Raw genomic sequence first — 26,414 nt, forward strand, 5'->3', positions numbered from 1 at the left:
CCGGCCCGGGGGCGGGGATCACCGGGCCGGGGTCACCAGGTGACCGGCAGCTCCCACAGGCCGTAGATGACGGCGCCCTCCTTGCGCGGGATCTCCAGGAAGGGCTTGGCGAGCCGGAGCGTCGGAATCCGCTGGAAGAGCTTGCTCCACACGATCTCCAGTTCGAGGCGGGCCAGGTCCGCGCCGATGCAGTGGTGCACGCCGTGTCCGAAGCCCAGGTGCTTGCGGCTGCCGCGGCGGATGTCGAGCTTCTCCGGCTCGGGGAAGACCTCCGGGTCGCGGTTGGCGGCCAGGCCGAGGCAGAGGATGCCGTCGCCCTTGCGGATGACCTGGCCGGCCACCTCGATGTCCTCCAGCGCGACCCGCGGCACGGCGGTGTCGCCGATGGTCGCGAACCGCACCAGCTCCTCCACGGCCGGCTTGACCAGGGAGGGGTCGTTCAGCAGGAGTTCCAGCTGGTCGGGGTTCTCCAGCAGGCAGGCCGTGCCCAGCGAGATCTGGCTGGCGGTCGTCTCGTGCCCGCCGTTCATCAGCAGCCGGACCATGTTGAAGAGGTCGCGGTCGGTGTACTCCTCGCCGGAGGCCTCGTAGTCGGCCATCGCCCGGCTGAGCAGGTCCTCGCCCGGCTCCTCCTTCTTCTGCTTGATCAGCTCGCTGATGTACGCGTTCACCTCGACGATCGCGGCCTGCCGCTCCTCCGTGGAGCTGTGGCCGCCCAGCAGGGCCGTGCCGTGCTTGATGAAGAACTCGTGCTGGTCCTGCGGGATGCCCAGCAGCTCGCAGATCACGGTCATCGGCACGGCCAGCGAGAAGACCCGGTGGAAGTCGGCCGGGGCCTCCATCGCCAGCAGCTTGTCCAGGTGCTCGTCGACGATCTCCTCGATGCGCGGACGCAGCCGCTGGACCTGCCGGTGGGTGAAGGTGAGCGCGGCCTTGCGCCGGGTGCTGCTGTGCGCGGCCCCGTCGTAGCCGATGAACGAGGTCTCGGTCCGGTACTCCGGCGGCGCGACGAAGTAGAACGGGAAGTTGTCGTGCCTGCGCGACGCGCTCAACCGGGGGTCGGTGAGCAGCGTCCGTATGGTCTCGTAGCCCGTGACCGTCCAGATGCGCAGGCCGGAGCCGTCCAGCGTGACCTCCGAGACATCCTTCTCGATCATGTCGGCGTACTGGGCCGGCGGGGTGAACGGGCACGTGCGCTTGTACGGAAACGTCGCCGCCTCCGCCTCGGCAGGGGCAGCTGACTCCAGATCACTGATGGTCACAGCGGATCGATCCTCTCCGGGGTACGTCGGGGCAGCGGGAGCGGCCGGGCAGCAGTACACCCAACGGGGCTGGGGCCCCGGTCGAGCGGACGCGGAGCGGTACCGGGTCCGGGGGAGCCGTGGTCCGGCCCGCCTCATGCCGGGCGCGAGCCGGGGCGCGCAGGCTTGCCGGGGCCGCGACCCAGGAGGACCCGGAGGACCAGCGATGACCACACCCCCCGCAGGACCGGAGCCGGACGGAACCGGGAACGGGCCGGGCGCGAGGCGCGCGGACGGGCCCGGCGGGCGGCCCGGGAACGGCCCCCTGCACGGCCTGAGGGTCCTCGAACTCGCCGCGATAGGCCCCGCCCCGTTCGCCTGCATGATGTTCGCCGACCTGGGCGCCGACGTGGTCCGGGTGGACCGGGCGGACGGCAGGCGCTCCTTCACCGACTGGCACCGGGAGCTGGACCGGGGCCGCCGCACGGTGGCCCTCGACCTGAAGGACCCGTCCGGCGTCGCGGACCTCCTGCGCCTGATGGACGGCGCCGACGTACTCGTGGAGGGGTTCCGGCCCGGGGTCGCGGAGCGGCTGGGCATCGGCCCGGACGTCTGCCGGGAGCGCAACCCCGGACTCGTCTACGCCCGGATGACCGGATGGGGGCAGGACGGCCCGCTGGCCGACACCCCCGGCCACGACATCAACTACCTCGCCCTGACCGGGGCGCTGTACGCGATCGGCGAGGCGGGCGGCCCTCCGGTGCCGCCCGTCAACCTGCTCGGTGACTTCGGCGGCGGCGCGATGTTCCTGGTCACCGGCGTCCTCGCCGCGCTCCACGAGCGCCGCTCCTCCGGCCTCGGACAGGTCGTCGACGCGGCGATCGTCGACGGGGTCAACACCTTGCTGGCCATGGCCACGGGCATGGCCGACGCCGGCCACTGGCGGCACGAGCGCGGGGCGAACCTGCTCGACGGAGGCGCTCCCTACTACACCTGCTACGTGTGCGCCGACGGAGGCCATGTCGCGGTGGGCGCCCTGGAGGAACGGTTCTACGGCGCCCTGCTGGCCGGACTCGGGATCGGCCCCGACCGGCTCCCGGACCGCGCCGACCCCGCCAACTGGCCCGCCCTGCGACGGGAGTTCGCCGGCCGGTTCCTGCTCCACGACCGGGACACCTGGGCCCGGCTGTTCGACGGAACGGAGGCCTGCGTCACCCCCGTGCTGCGCATCGACGAGGCCCCGGCGCACCCGCACCAGCGGGCCCGCGGCGGCGGGCCGGCCGCTCCCGCGCCCCGCTTCAGCCGTACTCCGGCACTGCGCCGGAGGTCCACCTGGGCTCCAGCGGTCCTCCGTGCACCCGCCCGAACCTGGGGCGAACAGCCGGACCTGTCGGCCGGTGCCGTCGGAACATCCGCCGGCCGGTCGGCACCAGACCAAGGGAGCGGCGATGGCTGAGCAGTTCCAGCTCTACGACACGACCCTGCGCGACGGCACCCAGCAGGAAGGCATGGTGCTGACGGTCGAGGACAAACTCGCCGTCGCCCGCCGGCTCGACGACCTCGGGGTGGGATTCATCGAGGGCGGCTGGCCCGGAGCCGTACCGAAGGACACCGAGTTCTTCCGCCGGGCCCGTACCGAACTCGACCTGGGGAACGCCGTGCTCGCGGCCTTCGGCGCCACCCGCCGCCCAGGGGTGCCCGCCTCCCTGGACCCGCAGGTGCGCGCGCTGCTGGAGGCCGAGACCCCGGTGGTGACCCTGGTCGCCAAGAGCCACACCGGCCATGTGCGCAACGCCCTGCGCACCACGCTCGCCGAGAACCTGGCCATGATCAGCGGCACGGTACGCCACCTGGTGCACGCCGGCCGGCGGGTCTTCGTCGACGCCGAGCACTACTTCGACGGATACCAGCTCAACCGCGAGTACGCGCTGGCCGTCGTCCGCGCGGCGGCCGAGGCCGGTGCGGAGACCGTCGTCCTGTGCGACACGAACGGCGGGTCGCTGCCCGACGAGGTGCGGACCGTCGTCACCGAGACGCTCGACCTCACCGGCGTACCGCTCGGCATCCACGCCCACAACGACAGCGGCTGCGCCGTGGCCAACACCATGGCGGCGGTCGACGCCGGCGCGGTCCAGGCCCAGGGCACCGCGCACGGCTACGGCGAACGGTGCGGCAACGCCGACCTGTTCACCGTCATCGCCAATCTGGTGCTCAAGCGAGGCCGCGAGGTGATCCCGCTGGAGAAGCTGCGGGAACTGGCCCGGACCGGCCGGGCGGTCACCGAGCTGACCCAGGTGCCCGGCAGTGCCGCCGCACCGTACATCGGCGGCTCCGCCTTCACCCACAAGGCCGGCCTGCACGCCTCCGCGCTGCGCGTCGACCCCGACCTCTACCAGCACACCACCCCCGAGTTCGTCGGCAACACCATGCGCACCCTCGTCTCCGACATGGGCGGGCGCTCGTCGATCGAGCTCAAGGCACGCGAACTGGGATACGCCGTCGAAGCGGGCTCCGACGAAGTGGCCCGCGCCGCGACCCGGGTCAAGGAGATGGAGAGCGACGGCTACAGCTTCGAGTCCGCCGACGCCTCCTTCGAGCTGCTCCTGCGCGAGGAACTCGACGGCGGACCCCGGCCCCGCCCGTTCGACGTCGAGTCCTGGTCCGTCGGAGTGACCGGGACCGGTGACGAGGTGCGTACCGAGGCCACCGTACGACTGACCGTCCAGGGGCGGTCCGTCACCGCCACCGGCCACGGGAACGGTCCCGTCAACGCCATGGACACCGCGCTGCACACGGCGCTGGACCCCTGCTTCCCCGCCCTGTCCCGCCTCGAACTGACCGACTACCGGGTGCGGGTGCTCAGCGGCGAGACCGGCAGCGGTGCCGCCGCCCGGGTGCTCATCTCCTACCGGGACGGGGAGCGCAGCTGGGGCACCGTCGGCGTGGACGGCAACACGACGGCGGCCAGCTGGCAGGCGCTCCTCGACGCCGTCCACTACGTCCTGCTCGACGGGCCGCCCGGCCGGGTCGAGGACGCCCCGCCCCTGGCCGCCGCCGTACCGGGCTGAGCCCCGAACCTCTCTGGAGTGACAGTGCGTCTGGAAGACGTCTACATACGGGGGACCTCCACACGGCTTCCCTCCCGCCTGGCGGTAGCCGACGCCGTCGCCTCGGGGGCCTGCCCGCCCCGGGTGGCAGCGGCCACCGGCATGGAGTCGGTGGCGTACTCACCCGACGAGTCCGCCGCCGAGATGGCCGCGGCCGCGGCCAGGACCGCCCTGCACCGGGCGGACAGCCACGGTGGCGACGTCGATCTGCTGCTGCACGCCGACACCTACCACCAGGGCCAGGACCTGTGGCCGGTCGCCTCGTACATCCAGCGCGAGGCGCTCGGCAACACCTGCCAGGCCGTCGAGATCCGGCAGATGTCCAACGGCGGACTCGCCGCACTCGACCTCGCCACCGCCTACCTCACCGCGGGGCACGGCCACGGCGACGCACTGATCACCACCGCCGACCGGTTCTGCGCCCCCGGCATCGACCGCTGGAACACCGACCCGGGCACCCCGTACGCCGACGGTGCCACCTCCCTCGTACTGTCCCGGCGCGGCGGCTTCGCCCGGCTGGTCTCGCTCGCCCTGTACGCGGACCCCGAGCTGGAGCCGCTGCACCGCGGGGACGACCCGTTCACCCCCGCACCCTTCGCCCACCGGATGCCCGTCGACTTCGACGAGGCCAAGCGCGCCTTCGTCGGCCGCACCGGCATCTCGTACGCGATCACCCGGGCCCACAACGGCCAGCAGACGGTGATCAAGCAGGCGCTGGCCGACGCCGGGTCCGAGCTGGGCGAGGCGGACTGGGTCGTGCTGCCGCACTTCGGCCGCCGGCGTCTGCAGGCCATCTACTACAAGCCGTTCGGCATCGATCCCGACCGCACCACCTGGGACTACAGCCGGACGGTCGGTCACCTCGGGGCCGGCGACCAGTTCGCCGGACTCGACCACCTGCTGGTCTCGGGCCGCGCCTCGCCCGGCGACCGGTGCGTCCTCGTCAGCGTCGGTGCCGGATACAGCTGGGGCTGCGCCGTCGTGGACATCCTGCGACGCCCGGACTGGGCGGCCCCGTAACGGTCCACCGGTTCTCAAGTTCCGCTTGAGCACTTCATGTCAGCCTTGTGATCCGCCCTGCTGCGGACTGTCCGAAGGGAAGGTTTGCCGTGGCGCCCACCGCTACGTCCGAGACCCGAGCACTGCATGTCACGGAGCACTCCATCACCGTGGCCGCGTCACCCGCCGCCGTCTACGCGCTGGTGGCCGACGTCGCCGAGTGGCCGCAGGTGTTCGGCCCCACCGTGCACGTCGAGGTGCTGGAGGAGGCCCCCGAAGGCGGCGGCGAGCAGCTCCTGCGCATCTGGGCGATCGCCGGCGACAAGGTCCGCACCTGGACCTCACGCCGCGTACTGGACCCGGCCGCCCGCACCATCACCTTCCGCCAGGTCGTCACGGCGCCGCCCGTCGAGTCGATGGGCGGCGAGTGGCGCGTCCAGGAGCTGGAGGACGGCACTACCCGGGTCACGCTGCTGCACGACTACCGCGCCGTCGACGACGCCCCGGACGCCGAGGCGCTGATCGAGCAGGCCGTCGACCGCAACAGCCGTGCCGAGCTCCTCGCCCTGAAGAACACCGCCGAGCAGGGCGAGGCCCGCGAGGAGCTCCACTTCACCTTCAGCGACTCGGAGACCGTCTTCGGCGCGGCCGGCGACGTCTTCGCCTTCCTGGACCGGGCCGACCTGTGGCCGCAGCGGCTGCCGCACGTGGCCCGGCTGGACCTCAGCGAGGACGAACAGGGCATCCAGCAGATGGACATGGACACCCGCAGCCCGGACGGCTCCACCCACAACACCACCTCGGTCCGCGTCTGCTTCGAGGACCGCAAGGTCATCGTCTACAAGCAGCTCCGGGTGCCGGTCGCGATGAGCGGTCACACCGGGCGCTGGGTCATCGAGTCACTGGGGGACGGGACGGTCCGGGCCACCTCGTGGCACACCGTGACCCTGGACCCGGCCGGTGTCCGCACCGCGCTCGGCCCCGGGGCCACGCTCGCCGACGCCCGTGCCCTGGTACGCAAGGCACTCGGTACCAACAGCTCCACCACACTGCGCCATGCCAAGAAGTTCGCGGAGGAAGTACGTGCCGAAGCGTAGTCACGACGCCCCGATCACGGTGGTCAACCGGTTCGACGTCAAGGGGGACACCGAGCGCTTCGAGCGCGCGTTCCGGGACCACTCGCAGTACCTGCGCACCCGCGAGGACTTCCACTTCCTGGTGACCGTGCAGCTCGTCGAGCACCCGCAGGTGTACGTGCACCTCGGGCACTGGCGGACCATGCGGGGTTTCCTCGACACCGTCCACGACGACACCTTCCAGGCCCAGGTCCGCAAGCTCGCCCCCATGGTGGACACCGAGGCCGACCAGGCGGTGAGCGTGGTCCGGACGGTCACGGAGGACGCCGTGGTCGGGGCGGCGAACGTCGTGCTGACCCGGGCGACGGTGCACGGGGACCCGCACGTGTTCGAGCGGCAGTTCGCCGAGACGAACCAGCACCTGGCACGGCTGGGCGGATTCGGCGGGAGCGATCTCCTGCGCTCCACGCTGCGCCCCGACGTCTACACGGCCATCCAGTGGTGGCGTGACAGCGACGCGTGCGAACGTGCCCTCGACGACAGCGGCCACCGCGCCGCGGCGCGGATGCTGGCACGGAACGCCGAACTCTCCGTGGAACGCACCCGGCACGTGGCGTACGAGCGCGTCCTGAGCTGACACGCCGGGGCGTGCCGCCGCTCCACCCGCACAGGAGCCGAGGACCACGGGTCCTCGGCTCCCGTGCGTCCCGGGCACGAGTCCGCTGCGAGCGGCGTGGAGCACGCTGGTCCCATGGCGAATCCGATGCGCATCACCGTGGTCCGCGGCAGGCCCGACGAGGCCGAGCTGGCGGCCGTCACCGCCGTCCTGCTGGCCCTCGTCCGCCGTACCGGCGAACCGGACGGCGACGTCGCAACGGCCTACGCCGGCTGGACCGTGAAGAACGGCGGCCACCGGACCCCGGTGGCCTGGTCCGGACGATGAGCGGGCGTTCGCACGACGGCCGCACGACATGCGAGGGGGAGGCATGACAGGACACCGGACGCTCACCGCACACATCCGGGCCCGGGCCGCCGAGACACCGGACCGGGAAGCGCTGATCCTCCTCACCGAGCGGGACGGCGGCCTCCGGCCGGAGACGGTCACGTACGCGGAGCTCGACCGGGCCGCGCGCACCCTCGCCGGCCGGCTGCGCCGGCACGTGCGGCCGGGAGACCGGGTGCTGATCGCGCCGGGATCCCGGGCCCTGTTCGTCACCGGCTTCCTCGCCTGCCTGTACACCGGTGCGGTCGCCGTACCCGTCGCGCCGCCCGGTGGCCGCGGGCACCACGACGAGCGCATCGCGGGGATCGTCAAGGACGCCGCCGCCGCGTGCCTGATCACCTCCGTGGCAGAGGCCGCCGAGGCCTCGCAACTGCTCGCCCGCACCGGACACGGCGACGTCGTCTGCCTGCTCGCCGACGGGCCCGCCCCGGCGGGCGCCGCACCCGGGGAGGACGTGGAGCCCCACGCGGCCGAGCCCGACGAGCCCGTGTACCTCCAGTACACCTCCGGCTCCACCCGCGAACCCCGCGGCGTGGTCGTCACCCACCGCAGCCTGCTCGCCAACCAGCGCGCCATCCGCGAGGCGCTCGGCACCCGCCCCGGCATCCGGATGGGCGGCTGGCTGCCCCTCCACCACGACATGGGCCTGGCCGGCCAGCTGCTCCACGCCCTGTGGCTGGGCGGTACCGCCGTCCTGCTCTCCCCGGCCGCGTTCGTCAAGCGGCCGGCGAACTGGCTGGAGACGGTCTCGCGGTACGGACTGACCGTCAGCGGGGCCCCGGACTTCGCGTACGACCTGTGCGTACGCCGGATCAACGACTCCCAGATCGCCGCTCTGGACCTGTCCCGCTGGGAGGTCGCCGTCAGCGGCGGCGAACCCGTGGACGCAGCCACCCTGAAGGCCTTCGCCGAGAGGTTCGCGCCCGCCGGTCTGCGCCCCGGAGCACTGGCCCCCTGCTACGGGCTGGCCGAGGCGACCCTGCTCGTCTCGGGCACCCGCACCGCGCCGGCCGCCGCGTCGCGCACCGTGGACGCCGCCGCCCTGGAGGCGGGCCGGCTGGTGCCCGCACCCGCGGGCACCGGCCGGGTCCTCACCCACTGCGGCCCGCCCGCCTCGGCCGACGTACGCATCGTGGACCCCGAGACCCGCCGGGAACTGCCCGACGGACGGATCGGCGAGATCTGGGTCCGCGGCGAGAGCATCGGCCCCGGCTACCGGGGCCGCCCGGCGGAGACCGCCGCGTCCTTCGGCTGCCGCATCGAGGGCGGCGGCTCCGGATACCTGCGCACCGGTGACCTGGGCGCCCTGGACGACGGGCTGCTGTACGTGACCGGCCGGATCAAGGACATGATCATCTTTGCCGGGCGCAACCTCTACCCACAGGACCTGGAACGCACCGTCCAGCAGGTCAGCGGGCTGTTCGGGGCCGCCACCGCCTTCGCCGTGCCCGACTCCCGCGAGCGCATCGTCATCGTGCAGGAGCTGCGAGCCCGCAGCCGTTACGACATCGACCTGGCCGCACTCGCCGCCGCCGTCCAGCAGCGCCTCAGCCAGGAGTACGAGGTGAAGGCCGGGGCCGTGCTGCTCGTGCGCCCGGGCACGGTCCGCAGGACGACCAGCGGCAAGGTGGAACGGGCGGCGATGCGGCGGCTCTTCCTGCGCGGCGAGCTCACGCCCCTGCACCAGCGCCTCGACAGCGACGTCGAGCGGCTGCTCGCGGCCGGGAGAGCGCGATGACACCGCCCGAGGAGCGCATCGACGCCCTGGAGCGGGCGTTCGGTCCGTTCGACGACCCCGCCAACCCCCTCGGTGCCGAGGCCCTGCTGGCCGCAGACGCGGCCGGAGAGGTACTGCCCGGCGCCGAGAAGGTCCTGGACGCGTACGACCTCAACGCGGAGTTCGTCCCCGCGAGCCTCGGCGGCCGGCTGGAGCGGATGGACCTGCTCGGGCGGATCCTGCGCCCCGTCTTCCGCCGGGACGCCTCCCTCGGCTTCGGCTACGGGCTCAACTGCTTCTTCGCCGCCACCCCGGTGTGGACCGCGGGGAACACAGCGCAGCAGCAGCAGGCCGCCCGGCTGCTCCTGAACGGCCGCAGGATCGCCGTCGCCCGGCACGAGGTCGCCCACGGGAACGACTTCGTCCGCGACGAGTTCACCGCCCTCCCCGTCCCCGGCGGACTGCGGCTCGACGGCAGCAAGTCCGCGATCGCCAACGCCTCCCGCGCCACCGGCCTGGTGGTCTTCGCCCGCACGGAGGCCGCCGCCCGCGGCCGCAGCCACACGGTGCTGCTGCTCGACCGCGACGAACTGCCCGCGGACCGGGTCGAGGACCTGGCCCGGCGCACCACCCACGGCATGCGCAGCGCCGAATTCGGCGGCCTGCGGATCACCGACTGCCATGTTCCCGACAGTGCGGTGCTCGGCGCCGCCGGGGACGGCTACGAACTGTCGCTGCGCTCCTCGCTGCTCATCCGCGGGCTCATCCCGTCCATCGTCCTCGCCGGAGCCGACACCGCCCTGCGCACCGTCACCCGGTTCGCCGGCCGTACCCGGGCCGACGGCCGGTCCTCGATGGACGTGCAGCACGTACGGGACGTGCTGACGGGCGGCTTCCTGGACCTGCTGCTCATCGACTGCCTCGCCCTCGTCGCGACACGGGCACTGCACCTGCTGCCCCGGCAGATGAGCGCCTACGCGGCGGCCGCCGCCTATCTGGCGCCCAGGCTCGTCTCCGAGAGCATGGACGAGATGTCGGCGGTCCTGGGCGAGGAGACCTTCGCCCAGGACGGGGCGTACGGCATGTTCCAGAAGCAGCGCCGCGACCTGCCGGTCACCTCGCTGGGCCACGCCGGCAGCGCGGGCCGCCAGGTGAGCATCCTGCCGCAGCTGCCCTTCTTCGCCCGGCACGCCTGGTTCGCCGACCCCGAACCGCCGCCCGGACTGTTCCGGCCCCATGAGCCGCTGCCCCCGCTGGACCTGACCCTCCCGGCCCTGCTCGGCGACGGCGACCCGCTGGCCGCGACCCTGGTCGCCTGCACCGACCGGCTCGAGTCGGCCGGGCCGCCGGGACCGGCCGGCCACGCACTGCGCTTCCTGGCCCGCTCCCTCACCGGTGAACTCGCGCAACTCAAGAAGGCGTTCGAGGCGATTGGGCAGGGCGACCGGGAGGCACTGTCGAGCCCCCACAGCTTCGGCCTGGCCGACCGCTACACCCTGGTGCTCGCCGCGGCGGCCTGCCTCGGGGTGTGGCGCGAGCAGCAGTCCGCGCCCGCGGGCGCCACCGACCCGTTCCTCGCGGACCCGGCCTGGGCCACGGCGGTCCTCTACCGGCTCGCGAGACGGCTCGGACTGCCCCTGCCGGACCGGCCGGCAGCCTGCGAGCGCCAGGTGCTGGACGAGGCCGTCGCCCGACTGCACGACCGCCGCAGCTATGACCTCTACAGCTCGCCGCTCGCCTGAGGAGCCGACCATGCAGGAACACCCGAGCTCCGCCGACGACGACTTCGCCGTGGCCCACCGGGAATGGCTGCGCGAGCGGGTCGCCCACTACCTCGGCCGACCGGTACCGGACACGGCACCGCTGGACGAGGAGGGTTTCGACTCGGTGGCCGCGCTCAGCCTCTACGGGGACATCGAGGACGAGTTCGGCACGCTCATCGACCCCGAGGACATCTGGACGTACCCCACCGTGCGCGAGCTCGCCGGCTTCCTGGCCATGCGGGACTCGCGGCGGGAGCCCGGCCGGGTCCGGGCCGCCTTCGTCTTCACCGGACAGGGCTCCCAGCACCCCGGCATGACCGCCGGCCTCCATCTGCACTCCACCGGCTACCGCACCTTCCTGGAGGAGGCCGACGCGGCGCTGCTGCCCCACACCCGGCAGTCCATGGCCGAGCTGATCCTCGGCGACGACCCGCGCATCCACCGCACCGCGCTCGCCCAGCCCGCCCTCTTCGCCGTCGGGTACGCCCTGGCGCGGACCCTCCAGGAGGCCGGCGTGCAGCCCGTCGCGGTGCTCGGTCACGGCATCGGGGAGTTCGCCGCCGCCACCGTCGCCGGTGCGCTCACGCTCGACGACGCCGCCGGGCTGGTGTCGCTGCGCGGCGCCTCCATGCAGCGCCTGCCACCGGGCGGCGGGATGATGGCCACCTGCATCACCCCCCAGGAGGCGGCCGAGCTCGTCGCCGGCGAACCGGACGTGGGCATCGGCGCCGTCAACGCCGCCAAGTCGGTCGTGCTCTCCGGCGACCGTGCCGCACTGGAGCGCATCGAGGCGGTCCTCGCGGAACGGCACGTGCGCTGCCGGTACCTGGCCGTGGCCCACGCCTTCCACTCGCCGCTGATGCGGTCGATGGTGCCCGGGTTCGAAGCGGTGCTGCGCCGCCTGCCCGGCGGGGCCGCCCGCCTGCCGTTCTACTCGACCGTGTACGGCAGGCTCGCCACCGAGCCGCTCTACGCCCCGTACTGGGCCGAGCAGATCACCTCGCCCGTCCGGTTCGCGGACGCCGCCCGCAGCATGCTGGCGCAGCAGGCCCCCACCCACGTCGTCGAGATCGGACCGCGGGCCGTGCTCACCCCGTACCTGCGGCGGATGGGCGGGGGCCGGCGGGGCCCCGTCTGCCTGCCGGTCTGCCAGGGCCCGGGGAGCGATGCCGTCGATCTGGCGGGAGTCATCTCCGCGCTGGACGCCGGACCGCTGACCGCGGCCTTCCCAGGGGTCCGGGACAGCGGAGTCCGGGACAGCGGCGCCCGCGACGGCGGGGCCTGACGTGCGGACGGGGATCGGGCAGCCGCTGCACGCGGACGGGCCCGGCGGACCCTGGGACGCCGTCCACGCCCAACTGCTCCGCACCGGGACCGCCCTTATCCACGGGACGATGCCGGCCTGGCTGCCGTCCGGTGGCACCGACGAGGAGCTGCGACGCCGGCTGGGCCGGGACTGGCAGCGCTACGAGACCCTCACCCGGCCCCTGATGCGCGACCGGTTCGTCGCGTCCCGGCTGCTGCTGCGGCACGCCGCCGCCGCGGTGCTGCACACCGCCCCGGAGCTGGTCGACCTGGCCTACCAGCCGGGCGGCCGCCCCTATGTGCGCGGCTGCGACCAGATCGACATCAGCCTCAGTCACACCGAGGAGATGATGGTCGTCGGCATCACCCGTCTCGGCCGGATCGGGGTGGACGTGGAGCGCGCCGACCGGCGGCTCGCGCACACCGGTTCGGAGAACCAGGCCTGCACCCCGTACGAGAAGGCGCTGCTGGACGCGGGCGGTGAAGGGGCGCGCAACGACGCGATGATCCGGCTGTGGACTCTTAAGGAGGCCTACAGCAAGGCGCTGGGGCAGGGGCTGAGGTTCCGGTTCACCGGGTTCGGCTTCTCCACGGAGGACGGGGTCACCCGGCTGGTCAGGCCGGACGGCTCGCCCGTGCAGGGAGGTGAGTGGCAGTTCGCGACCTTCCCGGCCGGGGACGGCTACGTCGTGAGCGTCGCGGTGTGCGACACCGGATTCGGGGAGCTGTCCGACCTGTCGGTCGCGACGACCCTGGACGCCGGGATGCTCGACACCCTGCTGGGCGCACCCGGGGCCGGGTCAGGGGAGCCAGCCCGCGTCCTCGGCGATCCGGATCGCGTCGATGCGGTTGCGCGCGCCGAGCTTGCCGACGATGGCCGTGAGGTAGTTGCGCACCGTGCCCTTCGACAGGTACAGGCAGCCGGCGATCTCGGCGGCGTCGGCCCCGCGGGCCGCCAGTCGTAGTACTTCGAGCTCGCGCGGTGACAGCGGGTTCTCCGGCGAGTCCCAGGCCGTCAGGGCCAGCTGGGGGTCGACGACCCGGCGTCCGGTGGCCACCGACCGTACCGCGAGGGCGAGCTGGTCCGGTGGCGAGTCCTTGAGCAGGAAGCCCGAGACGTGCGCGGACAGGGCGCGCCGCAGGGTGCCGGGACGCCCGAGGCTGGTGAGGATCAGGGTGCGGCAACTGGGCAGCTGCTCGTGCAGTTCGGCCGCGGCGGTGAGACCGTCGATCCCCGGGAGATCGATGTCTATCACCGCCACGTCGGGTCTGGACGTCAGCGCGGTCGGCACGATGGTGTCACCGCGGTCCACCGCGGCCACCACGTGCAGATCCGGTTCCAGTTGGAGCAGTGCCACCAGCGCGCCACGGATCATGTGGACGTCCTCGGCGAGGAGGATTCTCACGGACAGCATCGTTACCCCCGGTCGGATGATGTGTGGCTCTGTGCGTACGGGCCTGCGGCTAGGCCACGGCCGTTCTCTCCGGGCCCGCGGGCCCGGCCACCGGTGACTCGTTGTCGTTCCGGGGCCTGGCCGGCGCCCAGACCTCCAGGTGGAACCTGCCGTCCCCGCCCAGACCCGCGCTGAGTCCACCGCCGATGGCGGCGAAACGGGCGCGCAGGTTGTCCAGTCCGCTCCCGCCGGTCCGCGCGGAGAAGACGTCGGGCAGTTCGTACGGGTGGTCGTTGGTCAGACCGAGGCGGACCGTTTCTCCGTCGGTCTCGGCCTTGATGGAACAGACCCGGACACCGCTGTGGCGGAGGATGTTGGTGACTCCCTCCCGGAGTGCGGTGGCCAGAACGGTGTCGACGACCGGGTGCAGCCGTCCGCACGCCACGTCCACATCCGCACGGACGTCCGCGGCCGCGAGTACGGTTCCCGCCGATTCGGCCTCCTCGGACAACGACATGTCGCGGTACCCGCTGGAGACCAGGCGCACGTCGGACAGCGCCTGGCGCGCCACCTGGAGCAGCGACGCCGTCTCCTCACGGGCCTTTTCCGGCCGACTGCTGATGAGCCGTTGGATCAGTTCGCCCTTGAGCGCGATCGCGGAGAGGCTGTATCCGAGCAGATCGTGAAGATCACGGGCGAACCGCAGCCGTTCCTGTGTCACGGCCATTCTGGCCAGTTCCTCCCTCGTCGCGTGCACCTCGTGCACCAGGTCCGTCAGCCGGGTCAGGCCGTAGATGACGAGACCGGTCAGGGTGCCCGCGATGGTGAAGTACAGGACCAGGTCGACCGACGCCCCGGCGAGCAGGTTGTAGACCGGGATGAACGCGATGAGCGTCCCGTAGGCCGGCCAGGCGTACCGTGCCGGCAGCGTGAGCAGCAGGGTGGCGGCCAACGGGCCCTGCAGACTGCCCCAGTTGGTCCCGAACCACACGAGCGGTGCGAAGGTGAGCACCGCCTGGACGCCCACCGCGGTGGCCTTCCAGCGGGTCGGCCAGCGCCGGGCGCCGCCCGACGACACCGCCACCTGGACGCCGAACAGCGCGACCACCAGGGCGACGCACACGACGAGCTGCGTGGTGCCGGGCCTGGTCCTGACGACGTTCAGGACGGTCATGGTGCAGTAACAGGCGAGCGCGACCAGGATCACCGCCCGCGCGAGCCGCGGGGCCGGCGGCTGCGAACGCGGCGAGATCGGGGCGGCGGAGGGCGTGGCCCCCGGCGTGCCGTGGTGCGTGGACGACATCTTCGTGACGGACCCCCCGGTCGTCGCCCCTTGATCCAAGGGTGCTTTCACGCCATCACGACTCGTCGGCACTGCCGCCTCCTTGCCAGGACCAGTAGTGGCGGACCGCATGCTATGTCGTTCGGTCAGCCGTCAGCCACTGGTTGCCGACGCCGTCCGGATTCAGACGAAGAGTGGTACGGGGTTGATTTCTTCGTACCGGACAGGGTGCCGGTGACGTCCCAGCCGCACCGGTACGTCGAAGAGCCGGCCGGGGGCGAATCGGGCCCAGAAGTGCCGCATTCCCGGAACGATCACTTTCACTACGGGAAGTCCCACGTCGGGGCGGGTCTGGTCGAGGACGAGCAACTCCATTCCGTGGGCACGTACCAGCGAGTCCGCCGCTTCGACGTCGTCCCGCAGGTCACCTCGGGCCGTATACGAATAGTGCCCCGGGGTGCGCGGACCTTCGGCTGGATCCGGGCGTAGGTATGGCTGGTTATCCACCGTCCCCGAGCGCCACCAGTGTGCCAGGCCGGGGTCCGCCGAACGGAGCTCCGGCGAGTCCTCCTCGGGGGGGAGCAGTTGAGCCATCTCCGTCACGGCCCGGCGCAGGGCCAGCCGCGGGTCGAAGTGCGCCCCGAATCCGAAGGAGATGCCCTGGGCGCCCCCGTCCGTGCGCCGGGACAGCGCGGCCATCACGGGGATGCCGAAGTCCGCGGTGAGGTCGAGCACCCACATCTCGCGGTGCAGCCGGGTGTAGGCCTCCCGGGTCCGCGTCAGCCACGGCTCGTCGAACGCGTCCAGGTCGACCGCGGGCTGACGGGTGCGGTTGTACCACCAGAGGGCGACCGCGTCCCGTTCCACCACTTCCAGGAAGCCCTGCACGACGGCGTCCTCCGGACTGCTGCCCGCCGCGTTGCCGTTGGAGTCGGCCCAGGGCGCCGCGGGCACGCCGCCCGGCCCGGCGCCGAAGTACAGCATGGAGGTGGGGAGCAGCCGGTGCGCGCCCGCGGTGAGTGACCACACGGGGGTCCAGTCGGCCGGCGCCAGTGGGTCGAACGGCGGGGGCACCTGCTGGAAGCGCGAGTTCCGCGCGTTCCAGCCGTCCCGCTCGCGGAACTGCCGGTCGGCGAACAGCTGGCAGTCGTTGGGGTGCAGGGCCGCCGCGCCGAGCCCCGCGAGGGTGTCGCGGACGGTGGGCTCATCTCCCTGGCGGGTTCCGCAGTAACGTTCCAGCGCCTCGCACAGCGCACCCACCTCGGCCTCCTGCGGAGTGGTTCCCTTGCCCCCGCTCTGCCCCCGCAGCCCGCCGCGCAGTCCGGCGAGCGAACGGCTCTCGCCCAGGGCCATGTTGCGCCCGGCGACGTACCGGTTCAGGCCCTCGGGGGAGCCGGGCGCGGGACGCAGCTCCGACACGATCCCGGTGACCGGGTCGGCCAGGTGCCGGTAGCGCTCCAGGACCGACGAGGCGCTGCCGGACCGGTGGTTGCCGCCGACCGTGTGCGTCTTGGGGCTGGACCGCGGGACGAAGGGGCTGCGCACCCGCGCCGCGACGAGCCCGGGGTCCCCGCACGTCGTGCACTGCGGGCGCCGCCGCACCGGATGCTGCCGGGTGCGCAGGCTACGGGAGTCCAGTGTGCGCACGGCCCGCTGCCCCTCGTACCGCAGTCCCGCCACCCACTTCGACGTCTCCAGCACCGCGGTGTGCAGCCCCATGGCCCGCACGGACGCGAGTGCGGCCTCGGGGACCGGAACCGTGCCCGCCAGGCCGAGGGCGTGCATGACCGGGGCCCGGGAGGCCCGGTGTCCGCGCAGCCGGTGCGCCAGACATTCCCAGCAGGCCCCGTCGGCGTCACCGAACACCGGACCCACCCAGGTCTCCGCCCCCCACGGCTTGGCCAGCAGCCAGGGCCGGCCCGCCGCGCGGTGGCGCGCCGCGGTCTCCGCCAGGCGCGGGTCGAGATAGTCGTCGCACAGGACGAGGGAGAGCGCCGCCGGGTCCCCGGGGCCCGCCGTCAGCCGCAGCCCGGCGGCCTCGCACTCCGTCCGGGCCGCGGCGGCGTCCACCCGCCCCAGCACGACCAGCTCCACCTCCGTCGTCAGCAGCGACGCGGTGGCACTCGGGCCGTCGAGGCCGGAGTATTCCCAGTAGGCGGCCGTCGGGGCGTCCGCCGCCGGATCGTGATAGCCGATCAGGTCGGCCCTCGCCAGCTCGGCGATCATCCGGGCCGTGGTGGACGGGGCCAGCGAGGCCGCCGCCTCCTCCAGCACCCCGGACAGGGTCCGGGTGCCGTCCAGCAGGGCCGCCAGCTCCTGGACCTCACGGCCCTGCAGTGCGGTCGTCCCCCGCTCGGACAGCAGGTAGACGGCGTCGCCCTCGATCGCCTCGACCCGCAGATGTCTCTTGAATCCCACCGGCAGCTCGCTGCCCGTCCCCCCGGAAGCGATCACGCACGGGCCGCCGGCGCCTCTTCCCCGGGCAGCGGCGTCATGCCGCTGTAGCAGCCGTAGAGCGTGGTGGTGCCGGGACGGTCCAGCTCGTCGATCAGCAGGCCGCCAGCGGTGCCCCTGCCACCGTGGGCGCCCACGAACAGGTCCCCGTACACCGGTTCGGTCGCCGCGAGGCCGAACTCGGCGAGGACGGAGACGGGGTCGCTGGTGTAGCGCTGGGCCAGCTCGGGCTCCAGACCGGCACGGGCGGTCAGCAGGGCGAAGCGGTGGTCGCAGGACATCGGGGCGGCGCCGTGGCCGGCCGCCTGCGGGGCGAGCGGTGTGACGGTGGCGGTGTGCGTGGAGACGGTCATGGGGATTCCCTCCCGGGTCGGTAGGTACGAGTTCGAGTTCGTTGCACCGAGTGCCAGGATTCTGCGACGTGCCGCCGACCCCGGCACAGTGCCGGGGTCACCACTGGGGCATGACATTTTCATGTGCGCGCTCATGACCACCTCACTGGGACTCGAACGCCACCGGTGCGAGGCTCGCCCAAGACTCCAGAGCCTGTGCCGGCCCGGTACCGGGCCGGCCTCACAGCGCATGAAGGGGAGGGCACCACTATGGAGATCAAAGTCCTGGGACCACTGACGGCCCGTGAGAACGGGGTGTCCGTCGTGCCCACCGCGGCCAAGCCGCGCCAGATCCTGTCCCTGCTCGCCCTGCACTCCGACCGGGTCGTGACCGTCGCGACCCTGATGGAGGAGATCTGGGGCGAGGACATCCCGCGCAGCGCGGCCACCACGCTGCAGACCTACATCCTGCAGCTCCGCCGAAAGATCGCGGCGGCCCTCGACGGCGACCCGGCCCGTCAGGCCAAGGACGTCCTGGTCACCCAGCACGGCGGCTACCTGCTCCAGGTGCAGCCGGGCCAGGTGGACGCCCACGAGTTCACGCAGCTCACCGCGTCGGGGCGGGCCGCACACGAGGCCGGCGACTACCTCGCGGCATCCGACCTGCTGGGCCGCTCCCTGCGGATGTGGCAGGGCGCCGCACTCGTCGACGTTCGCATCGGCACCGTGCTGGAGCTCGAGGTGCTCCGCATGGAGGAGGACCGCATGGCGGCCCTGGAGCGGCGCATCGACGCCGACCTCATCCTCGGCCGGCACACCGAGATCGTGCCGGAACTGCGGGTCCTGGCCGCCCGGCACCCGATGCACGAGAACTTCTGTGCCCAGCTGATGACCGCGCTGCACCGCGCGGGCGGGGCCTGGCGCGCACTGGAGGCGTACCAGCGTCTGCGGGGGACGCTCGTCGACGAGCTGGGCCTGGAACCCTCGGCCCGGCTCCAGCGCCTCCACCAGGCCGTGCTCTCCGCCGACCCGGCCCTGGACCTGCAGGTCCCGGCCTCCGGCTGACGCCGTCCCGCCGTCGGTGCCGTCGCACGGCACCGGCCGGGGAGCGTGCCGCGGCAGGCTCTCCAGCACGTCTCTAGCCGCCGTTCCTACGTTCGGCCGATGACGATCCTCGACGACCTCACGGTGACCCAGGCCGCCCCCGACCTCCGGCGTGCCGCCGCCGAACTGCGACGGCTCAAGGAGGAGGTGAGCCGTGGACCCGATCCGGAGGCCACCCGGCGGCAGCACGACAAGAACAAGCTCACCGCACACGAGCGGCTGGAACTCCTCTTCGACGAGGGGACGTTCACGGAGATCGAGCCGCTGCGCAGGCACCGGGCGTCCGGCTTCGGGCTGGAGGACCGCAAGCCGCACGGCGACGGTGTCGTGATCGGCTGGGGCCTGGTCCACGGCCGGACGGTGTTCGCCTACGCGCACGACTTCCGGGTCTTCGCCGGAGCGCTCGGCGAGGCGCACGCCGAGAAGGTGCACAAGGTGATGGACCTGGCGGCGGACGCCGGCGCCCCGCTGGTCAGCCTCAACGACGGGGCGGGCGCCCGTATCCAGGAAGGCGTCACCGCGCTCGCGGGCTACGGCGGGATCTTCCGCCGCAACGTCGCGGCCTCGGGCGTCATCCCGCAGATCAGCGTGATGCTGGGCCCGTGCGCGGGCGGCGCGGCGTACTCCCCGGCCCTCACGGACTACGTCTTCATGGTCCGGGACACGGCGCAGATGTTCATCACCGGGCCCGACGTGGTGCAGGCCGTGACCGGCGAGAAGATCACCCACAACGGCCTGGGCGGCGCCGACGTCCACGCCACCACCTCCGGCGTCTGCCACTTCGCCTACGACGACGAGGCCGAGTGCCTGGAGGACGTGCGCTTCCTCATCGCGCTGCTGCCGTCCAACAACCGGGAGATGCCTCCCGCGGTGCCCTGCGACGACCCGGCCGACCGGCTGACCGAGGGCCTCGCCGACCTGGTGCCGGCCGACCCGGGGCGCAGCTACGACATCCGCGCGGTGATCGAGGAGATCGTCGACGACGGGGAGACCTTCGAGGTCCACGAGGCGTGGGCGCCCAACATCGTGTGCGCGCTGGCCCGTCTCGACGGCCACACGGTGGGCATCGTCGCCAACCAGCCGGCCGCACTCGCCGGTGTGCTCGACATCCACGCCAGTGAGAAGGCCGCACGCTTCGTCTCCACGTGCGACTCCTTCAACATCCCGCTCGTCACCCTCGTCGACGTGCCCGGCTTCCTGCCCGGCGTCGACCAGGAGCACAACGGGATCATCAGGCACGGGGCCAAGCTCCTCTACGCGTACTGCAACGCGACCGTGCCCCGGATCTCCCTCGTCCTGCGCAAGGCGTACGGCGGCGCCTACATCGTCATGGACTCCCGTTCCATCGGCGCCGACCTGGCGTTCGCCTGGCCCACCAACGAGATCGCCGTGATGGGGGCCGAAGGCGCCGCCAACGTCATCTTCCGCCGCGAGATCGCCGCGTCCGACGACCCGGAGGCGGTGCGCGCCCGGCGCATCGACGAGTACCGGACCGAGCTGATGCACCCCTACTACGCGGCCGAGCGGGGCCTCGTCGACGACGTCGTCGAGCCCGCGGAGACCCGCCGCATCCTCATCCGCTCCCTGGCCATGCTGCGTGCCAAACGGGCCGAAGTGCCGTCGCGCAAGCATGGAAATGTCCCTACCTAACGGGGCGAAAAGGCAGGTCCACGCGCACACGAGTCCGGGTCTAGGGCGCGGACGTTCCATAGCTGCACCGGAAGCGGCGGCTCGTTACGAGCGTGCTGCCGCCCGGTCCGGCCGGCCGGAGGGGTTCACACCCCGGACACCCTCCGGCCGCCGATACCGACTCACGACCCAGCAGTGACACGGACGAAGGGATCGACAGTGACCCCCACAAAGCCGGCCGGCAGGTGCGCCCAGCCGCACCCGGCCCCGTCGAAGGCCAGGTAGACCATGCGCAGAGTCGCCATCACCGGCCTGGGCGTCGTGGCCCCCGGTGGGGTCGGTGTCAAGGAGTACTGGAACCTGCTCACGGCGGGACGCACCGCCACCCGCAGGATCTCCTTCTACGACCCCTCGCCGTTCCGTTCGCAGGTCGCCGCCGAGTGCGACTTCGACGCCCTCGCCGCCGGCCTCTCCCACCAGGAGATACGCCGTCTCGACCGGGCCGCCCAGTTCGCGGTCGTCTCCACCAGGGAGGCCATCGCCGACAGCGGCCTCGACCTCTCCGCCCTCGACCCCGGCAGGGTCGGCACGGCCGTGGGCAGCGCGGTCGGCTGCACCACCAGCCTGGAGCGCGAGTACGCGGTCGTCAGCGACGGCGGCCGCAAGTGGAACGTGGACCACGAGTACGCCGTACCCGAGCTGTACCGCCACTTCGTACCCAGCTCCATCGCCGCCGAAGTCGGCCTGGCGGCCGGCGCGGAGGGACCGGCGGCCGTGGTCTCCACCGGATGCACCTCCGGTCTCGACTCGCTGGGCCACGCCGTGGAGCTCATCCGCGAAGGCACCACCGACATCATGATCGCCGGTGCCACCGAGGCGCCCATCTCGCCCATCACCTCGGCCTGCTTCGACGCCATCCACGCCACCACCCCGCGCAACGACACCCCCGAAAGCTCCTGCCGGCCCTTCGACCGGACCCGCAGCGGCCTCGTCCTCGGCGAGGGCGCGGCCATCCTGGTCCTGGAGGAGCTGGAGAGCGCCCGGCGGCGCGGCGCGCACATCTACGCCGAGATCGCCGGCTTCGCCTCCCGCTGCAACGCGTACCACATGACCGGTCTCAAGCCGGAGGGCCTCGAAATGGCGGAGGCCATCGACGCCGCCCTGGCCGAGGCCCGCCTCGCACCGGACACCCTCGACTACATCAACGCCCACGGCTCCGGCACCAAGATGAACGACCGCCACGAGACCGGAGCCTTCAAGCGCAGCCTCGGGGACCACGCGTACCGCACCCCGGTCAGCTCCATCAAGTCGATGATCGGGCACTCCCTCGGCGCCATCGGCTCCCTGGAGATCGCCGCCTGCGCCCTCGCGATGGAGCACGGCATCCTGCCGCCCACCGCGAACCTCCACGAGCCCGATCCCGAGCTCGACCTCGACTACATCCCGCTGGTCGCCCGAGAGAAGAAGACCGACGCGGTCCTCAGCGTGGGCAGCGGATTCGGCGGATTCCAGAGCGCCATGGTGCTGGCCCGCCCGGAGAGGAGCACCTCATGACCACCGCAGTGGTGACCGGCCTGGGCATCACCGCCCCCAACGGCCTGGGAACCGAGGACTACTGGAAGGCCACGCTGGCCGGCGAGTCCGGTCTCGGACCCGTCACCCGCTTCGACGCCGGCCAGTACCCCTCCCGGATCGCCGGGGAGGTGTCCGACTACGTCGCCGAGGACCACATCCCCAGCCGGCTGATGCCGCAGACCGACCACATGACGCGCCTCGCGCTGACCGCGGCCGACTGGGCACTGGCCGACGCGGGCATCGACACCACCGACATGCCCGAGTACGGCATCGGCGTGGTCACCGCGGCGTCCGGCGGCGCCGTCGAGTTCGGCCAGCGGGAGCTGCAGAACCTCTGGAGCAAGGGCAAGGAGTACGTCAGCGCCTACCAGTCGTTCGCCTGGTTCTACGCCGTCAACACCGGCCAGATCTCCATCCGGCACAAGCTGCGCGGCCCCAGCGGCGTCCTGCTCACCGAGCAGGCCGGCGGCATCGACTCCCTCGGCCACGCCCGACGCCACATCCGCAAGGGCTTCCCGGCCGTCATCTCCGGCGGCATCGACGCCGCGATCTGCCCCTGGGGCTGGGTCCCGCAGATCGCCTCCGGCCTGATGAGCACCGTGAACGACCCGGCCCGCGCCTACCTGCCCTTCTCGGAGGAGGCGGGCGGATACGTACCCGGCGAGGGCGGCGCGATCCTCCTCGTCGAGGACGCCGAGTCGGCCCGCACCCGCGGCGCCGCCACGGTCTACGGCGAGATCGCCGGATACGCGGCCACCCTCGACCCGGCCCCCGGCACCGGCCGCCCGCCCGGCCTGCGCCGAGCCGCCGAGAACGCCCTCGCCGACGCCGGGATCACCGCCGGGGACATCGACGTCGTCTTCGCCGACGCCGCCGGCGTACCCGATTTGGACCGGGCGGAGGCACAGACCCTCACCGCGCTGTTCGGCGCCCACGGGGTCCCCGTCACCGCGCCCAAGACGATGACGGGACGCCTGCTCGCCGGCGGTGCCGCCCTCGACGTGGCCACCGCGCTGCTCGCCCTGCGCGACGGCGTCGTCCCGCCGACCGCCAACGTCGGCGCGGCCGACCCCGGTCACACCATCGACCTGGTCACCGAGGCACGCGAGGCGAACCTGCGCCACGCACTCGTCCTCGCCCGGGGCCACGGCGGCTTCAACGCGGCACTCGTCGTACGCCGCTGAACCGCCACGCGCACACCCCACAGCCCCCCACCGCACCACCGCCACACCGGAACCACCCATACGCCCAACCGAGAGGACGGCACCGACCATGAGCACCACGACCGCCACAGTGACCCTGGCCGACCTGACCCGCATGCTGCGTGAGAGCGCGGGCGAGGAGGAGGGCATCGACCTCGACGGTGACGTCATCGACACCCCTTTCATGGAGCTCGGCTACGACTCCCTCGCCCTGCTGCAGGTCATCGGGCAGATCCAGCGCGAGTACGGCATCGAGATCCCGGACGACGCCGTCGTCGACGCGGAGACCCCGGGCGCCCTGCTCGCCCTCATCAACTCCGGCCGGGCCACCGCGGCCTGACCGGCGACCGGACGGCCGCCCCGCCCCGCGTCCCCCCGTGGGCGGGGCGGCCGTCACCGACCGGCCTTCACCACACCCGACCGACGGGGGCCCGAGCCGCGGCCCGCGAGGAGGAACCATGTCGCTCACGCAACGGAGTGCGGTGGTCCGCCGGCTGATCGTCAGCCCCGGCTCCGCGCCGCAGCACAGCACCGCCCCGGCCGTGGCCTCGGCCGCCGCCGTATCAGCCGTACTGCGCGCCTTCGGCCGCCCTCCCGAGGACCTGCCCGCCCGGACCGTCGTGCTCCTCGGCGCGACCGCCTTCGACGGCGTCGGGCCCGCACACGAGGGCTTCACCGTCCGCACCGAGGCCACACCCGGCCGCGCCCTGCGCCGGGCCCACCGGGAACTCCACGAAGGCACCGCCGACCTCGCCCTGGTCGCGGGCTTCGGCGAACCCGACCCCTGGACCATCACCGTGTACGCCGTGAAGCGGGCCGCCGAAGCCGTGGCGGACGGGGACGCGGTCCTGGGCGTACTCGACGTCACCACACCCGCGGACGAGGACACCGTCCCGCCGCTGCGCCCCCTGCGCGGGAACCCACGCGGAACCGACCCCGACCGGCACCGGCTGGTCTGCTGGTCCGGACGGAACGCCGACGACGAGATGCGGGTACGCGACGAACTCCTGCCGATGCTCAGCGGCGTCCACCGGGAGGTCTTCCCCGCCCTGCCGGCAACCGTCCCCTGCGGCACCCCGCCCGGTCCGGTGCGCGGCGCCGCCGTCACCGTCTCCGCGCTAGCCGCCCGCTCCGTGCACAAGGCCCGCACCACCGACGCCTCGCACCCCCGGCCGGTGGCCCTGCTCTTCCCGGGCCAGGGCTCCCAGCACGCGGGCATGGCGGCCGGCCTCTACCGCCGCGAACCCGTCTTCACCGCCGCCGTCGACGCGGCCCTCTCCCACATGGGCGAGGAGGGCCCCCGCATCCGCGCCGACTGGCTCGACCCGGCACGGGCCGCCATCGACATCGACGACGTACGGCGCGCCCAGCCCCTCCTGTTCGCCATCGACTACGCACTCGGCCGGCTCGTCCTGAGCTGGGGCGTCCGCCCGACCGCCCTGCTCGGCCACAGCGCCGGCGAGCTCGTCGCGGCCACCTTCGCCGGAGTCGTGTCGCTGCGCGACGCGGTCGCGATGGTGATGGCCCGGGTCCGCGAGGCCGTGAAGATCCCGGCGGGCGGCATGCTCGCCGTCGCCGCGAGCGAGGAGCGGGTGCTCCCGTATCTGACCGACGACGTCGCCGTCGCGGCCGTCAACGCCAACCAGCAGGTGATGCTGGCCGGTTCGAAGGGCCCGCTCACCGAGATCGCCGCCCGCCTCAAGGCGGACGGGCACACGGTGGTGACGGTCCCCGCCACCAGTCCCTTCCACTCCCCGGCCATGGCCCCCGCCTCCGACGCGGTGGAGGTCGCCTACCGCGCGATCCCCCTGCGCGAGCCGAAGATGCCCCTCTACTCCGGCTACACCGGCGCCCTGATGAGTCCGGAGGAGGCCCGCAGCCCCCGCTTCTGGGCCCGCCAGATCACCGACACGGTCTACTTCCGCAAGGCTCTGGACGAGCTCCTCGCCGCCGACGACGTCCTGCTGATCGAGGTGGGACCCCGCCAGACGCTCACCGCGTTCGCCCGACGGCACCGCTCGGTCCGGCTGGGCGCGGGCGCGGTCAGCCCGATCCTCCCCGCACGGGCGGGAACACCCGAGGCCGACCGCCAGTCGGTCCTCACGGCAGCGGCCCGCCTCTGGACCGAGGGCCACGACCTGGACCTGAACGCGGTGGCCAGGCTCTGGACATGGAGCGAGGAGGAGACGGCCCCGGCGGCACCCCGTGTCCCCGCGCAGGCGCAGGCGCAGCTCGCATGAGACTCGTGAGCCGGGCCCTGTACGAGATACGCATGTCGCTGACGGTGGCGGGCTGGACCTGGCTCGGCCTCTCCGTCACGGGCCCGCCCCCGCCGACGGCGGACCCGCCCCTGACCGGGCCGCCCGAGGGCCATCCGGAGCGGCTCCGCCCCGACGTCCCCCTGACACCCGGGGAGGCGGCGCTCCAACGGCAGCTCACGGGCGGGTCCGGGGGCCCCGGACCCTCTCGCGCGCAGCACGGGTGACGGCCGATCACCCCCTCCCGGTCCACCGGTCGGGACTACGTGGACGGGCGGGTGACCACGCTGATGTTGAACGTGTGGGATCCCAGGCCGTTCGCGATGCCCATGAAGAGCAGCGCGAAGTGCTCCTGGCCGCGCGAGGTGGTGATGCCGCCGATGTCCAGCTGGGACGACGAGGGCCAGCCGAGGTCGGTGAGCAGGCGTCCGGTGGTTCGCTTGGCCTCGGCGTCGTCCCCGGAGAGGAAGACGGTGCTCGGACCGACGAGACCGTCCGGGGCGGTCATCACGGTGGAGTCCATGGTGCACAGCGTCTTGACGACGGGGGTCAGAGGGAAGGCTTCCTGGATCTGTTCCCCCAGGCTGCTGTTGGGGTGCGAAAGCTCGGTGAAGTCGTCGGAGAGGCCGACCCCGACATCGATCAGCAGGGTGCCGGCCAGCGCCGGTGCCCCGATGGAGTGCAGCAGTTCCACGGAGACGGCCCCCGGTGTGGCATTGACCAGCACGTCCGCGTGGGCCGCCGTCTCACTCAGTCCCGCCACCGGGAGACCTGACCCCGTCCGCTCCCGCGGTCGGCGCGAACCGAGGAGCACATCGTGTCCTGCGGCGTCCCAGCCTCGACCAAGTGCCCGGGCGACATTGCCTGTTCCGAGTAGTCCTATACGCATGGTGCGAAGCTAACCGCCCCCGGGATTCGGCGAATCGGACTCCGGGCCGAGTCGGACCGGTACCAAAGGCGTAGTTCCGCGGTC

22 protein-coding genes and 1 pseudogene are annotated in these 26,414 nt (G+C 72.8%); 17 read left to right on the top strand and 6 right to left on the bottom strand.

Annotation, left to right across the window (positions count from 1 at the left end):
* Window positions 1-32: 32 nt before the first annotated feature.
* Window positions 33-1,262, bottom strand: a complete 1,230-nt coding sequence (locus tag OG927_RS22435) for a cytochrome P450 (RefSeq protein ID WP_063887949.1) — start codon at window positions 1,260-1,262, stop codon at window positions 33-35.
* 205 nt (window positions 1,263-1,467) lie between these two features.
* Here OG927_RS22435 and OG927_RS22440 point away from each other — a divergent pair, with 205 nt between their 5' ends.
* The 10 genes and pseudogenes from OG927_RS22440 to OG927_RS22485 all read left to right on the top strand — a co-directional run.
* Window positions 1,468-2,697, top strand: coding sequence for a CaiB/BaiF CoA transferase family protein (locus OG927_RS22440; protein ID WP_319100694.1), 1,230 nt, complete (start codon window positions 1,468-1,470; stop codon window positions 2,695-2,697).
* The gene (gene cimA, locus OG927_RS22445) at window positions 2,690-4,309 is read left to right on the top strand and encodes a citramalate synthase (RefSeq protein ID WP_056794256.1); all 1,620 of its coding nucleotides are present in this window, start codon (window positions 2,690-2,692) and stop codon (window positions 4,307-4,309) included. The genes OG927_RS22440 and cimA overlap by 8 nt, the downstream gene beginning before the upstream one ends.
* A 24-nt stretch (window positions 4,310-4,333) precedes the next feature.
* The gene (locus OG927_RS22450) at window positions 4,334-5,368 is read left to right on the top strand and encodes a ketoacyl-ACP synthase III family protein (RefSeq protein WP_056794258.1); all 1,035 of its coding nucleotides are present in this window, start codon (window positions 4,334-4,336) and stop codon (window positions 5,366-5,368) included.
* Between the two features lie 89 nt (window positions 5,369-5,457).
* The gene (locus tag OG927_RS22455) at window positions 5,458-6,444 is read left to right on the top strand and encodes an aromatase/cyclase (protein WP_056794260.1); all 987 of its coding nucleotides are present in this window, start codon (window positions 5,458-5,460) and stop codon (window positions 6,442-6,444) included.
* A complete protein-coding gene (locus OG927_RS22460) occupies window positions 6,431-7,060 on the top strand; it encodes an antibiotic biosynthesis monooxygenase family protein (RefSeq protein ID WP_056794262.1) in 630 nt (209 codons plus the stop codon). Before OG927_RS22455 ends, OG927_RS22460 begins: the two co-directional genes overlap by 14 nt.
* 114 nt (window positions 7,061-7,174) lie before the next feature.
* A complete protein-coding gene (locus tag OG927_RS22465; RefSeq protein ID WP_330320685.1) occupies window positions 7,175-7,366 on the top strand; it encodes an acyl-CoA carboxylase subunit epsilon in 192 nt (63 codons plus the stop codon).
* A 43-nt stretch (window positions 7,367-7,409) separates the two neighbouring features.
* Window positions 7,410-9,164 carry a fatty acyl-AMP ligase gene (locus tag OG927_RS22470; RefSeq protein ID WP_319100700.1) on the top strand — a complete coding sequence of 585 codons (1,755 nt, stop codon included), beginning with the start codon at window positions 7,410-7,412 and terminating at the stop codon, window positions 9,162-9,164.
* Window positions 9,161-10,885 (top strand): acyl-CoA dehydrogenase, encoded by a 1,725-nt coding sequence (locus OG927_RS22475; protein WP_330320686.1) that lies wholly within the window; start codon window positions 9,161-9,163, stop codon window positions 10,883-10,885. The genes OG927_RS22470 and OG927_RS22475 overlap by 4 nt, the downstream gene beginning before the upstream one ends.
* Before the next feature lie 10 nt (window positions 10,886-10,895).
* Complete coding sequence (locus tag OG927_RS22480) at window positions 10,896-12,191, top strand: acyltransferase domain-containing protein (protein ID WP_164494122.1); 1,296 nt, start codon at window positions 10,896-10,898, stop codon at window positions 12,189-12,191.
* 370 nt (window positions 12,192-12,561) lie between these two features.
* Window positions 12,562-12,897 (top strand): annotated as a pseudogene (locus OG927_RS22485) (4'-phosphopantetheinyl transferase family protein); the annotation flags it as partial.
* A 114-nt stretch (window positions 12,898-13,011) separates the two neighbouring features.
* On the opposite strand, the gene OG927_RS22490 reads toward OG927_RS22485, so the two are convergent.
* The 4 genes from OG927_RS22490 to OG927_RS22505 all read right to left on the bottom strand — a co-directional run bounded on the left by OG927_RS22490 (window position 13,012) and on the right by OG927_RS22505 (window position 17,694).
* The gene (locus tag OG927_RS22490) at window positions 13,012-13,626 is read right to left on the bottom strand and encodes a response regulator transcription factor (protein WP_057573620.1); all 615 of its coding nucleotides are present in this window, start codon (window positions 13,624-13,626) and stop codon (window positions 13,012-13,014) included.
* A 49-nt stretch (window positions 13,627-13,675) separates the two neighbouring features.
* Window positions 13,676-14,908: a sensor histidine kinase gene (locus OG927_RS22495; protein WP_063887950.1), complete on the bottom strand. Its 1,233-nt coding sequence runs from the start codon at window positions 14,906-14,908 to the stop codon at window positions 13,676-13,678.
* Window positions 14,909-15,070: 162 nt separating this feature from the next.
* Window positions 15,071-17,305 (bottom strand): TOMM precursor leader peptide-binding protein, encoded by a 2,235-nt coding sequence (locus OG927_RS22500; protein WP_330320687.1) that lies wholly within the window; start codon window positions 17,303-17,305, stop codon window positions 15,071-15,073.
* A 32-nt stretch (window positions 17,306-17,337) separates the two neighbouring features.
* Complete coding sequence (locus tag OG927_RS22505; RefSeq protein WP_330320688.1) at window positions 17,338-17,694, bottom strand: hypothetical protein; 357 nt, start codon at window positions 17,692-17,694, stop codon at window positions 17,338-17,340.
* Window positions 17,695-17,943: 249 nt separating this feature from the next.
* Here OG927_RS22505 and OG927_RS22510 point away from each other — a divergent pair, with 249 nt between their 5' ends.
* From OG927_RS22510 to OG927_RS22540, 7 genes are all read left to right on the top strand, one after another.
* Window positions 17,944-18,738 carry an AfsR/SARP family transcriptional regulator gene (locus OG927_RS22510; protein WP_124281184.1) on the top strand — a complete coding sequence of 265 codons (795 nt, stop codon included), beginning with the start codon at window positions 17,944-17,946 and terminating at the stop codon, window positions 18,736-18,738.
* A 99-nt stretch (window positions 18,739-18,837) separates the two neighbouring features.
* Window positions 18,838-20,427 carry an acyl-CoA carboxylase subunit beta gene (locus OG927_RS22515; protein WP_056794280.1) on the top strand — a complete coding sequence of 530 codons (1,590 nt, stop codon included), beginning with the start codon at window positions 18,838-18,840 and terminating at the stop codon, window positions 20,425-20,427.
* 267 nt (window positions 20,428-20,694) lie between these two features.
* On the top strand, window positions 20,695-21,960 hold the full coding sequence (locus OG927_RS22520) for a beta-ketoacyl-[acyl-carrier-protein] synthase family protein (RefSeq protein WP_056794282.1): 1,266 nt from the start codon (window positions 20,695-20,697) through the stop codon (window positions 21,958-21,960).
* Window positions 21,957-23,165 carry a ketosynthase chain-length factor gene (locus tag OG927_RS22525; RefSeq protein ID WP_056794284.1) on the top strand — a complete coding sequence of 403 codons (1,209 nt, stop codon included), beginning with the start codon at window positions 21,957-21,959 and terminating at the stop codon, window positions 23,163-23,165. Before OG927_RS22520 ends, OG927_RS22525 begins: the two co-directional genes overlap by 4 nt.
* 88 nt (window positions 23,166-23,253) lie before the next feature.
* On the top strand, window positions 23,254-23,523 hold the full coding sequence (locus tag OG927_RS22530; protein WP_056794286.1) for an acyl carrier protein: 270 nt from the start codon (window positions 23,254-23,256) through the stop codon (window positions 23,521-23,523).
* 118 nt (window positions 23,524-23,641) lie between these two features.
* Window positions 23,642-25,423, top strand: a complete 1,782-nt coding sequence (locus tag OG927_RS22535; RefSeq protein ID WP_063887951.1) for an acyltransferase domain-containing protein — start codon at window positions 23,642-23,644, stop codon at window positions 25,421-25,423.
* Window positions 25,420-25,668, top strand: a complete 249-nt coding sequence (locus OG927_RS22540) for a DUF6059 family protein (RefSeq protein WP_124281182.1) — start codon at window positions 25,420-25,422, stop codon at window positions 25,666-25,668. The genes OG927_RS22535 and OG927_RS22540 overlap by 4 nt, the downstream gene beginning before the upstream one ends.
* Window positions 25,669-25,703: 35 nt before the next feature.
* On the opposite strand, the gene OG927_RS22545 is transcribed toward OG927_RS22540, so the two are convergent.
* The gene (locus tag OG927_RS22545) at window positions 25,704-26,330 is read right to left on the bottom strand and encodes an NADPH-dependent F420 reductase (protein ID WP_056794290.1); all 627 of its coding nucleotides are present in this window, start codon (window positions 26,328-26,330) and stop codon (window positions 25,704-25,706) included.
* Window positions 26,331-26,414: the final 84 nt, after the last annotated feature.

The sequence above is a fragment of the Streptomyces clavifer genome, from assembly GCF_036345975.1.
GTDB lineage: Bacteria > Actinomycetota > Actinomycetes > Streptomycetales > Streptomycetaceae > Streptomyces > Streptomyces clavifer.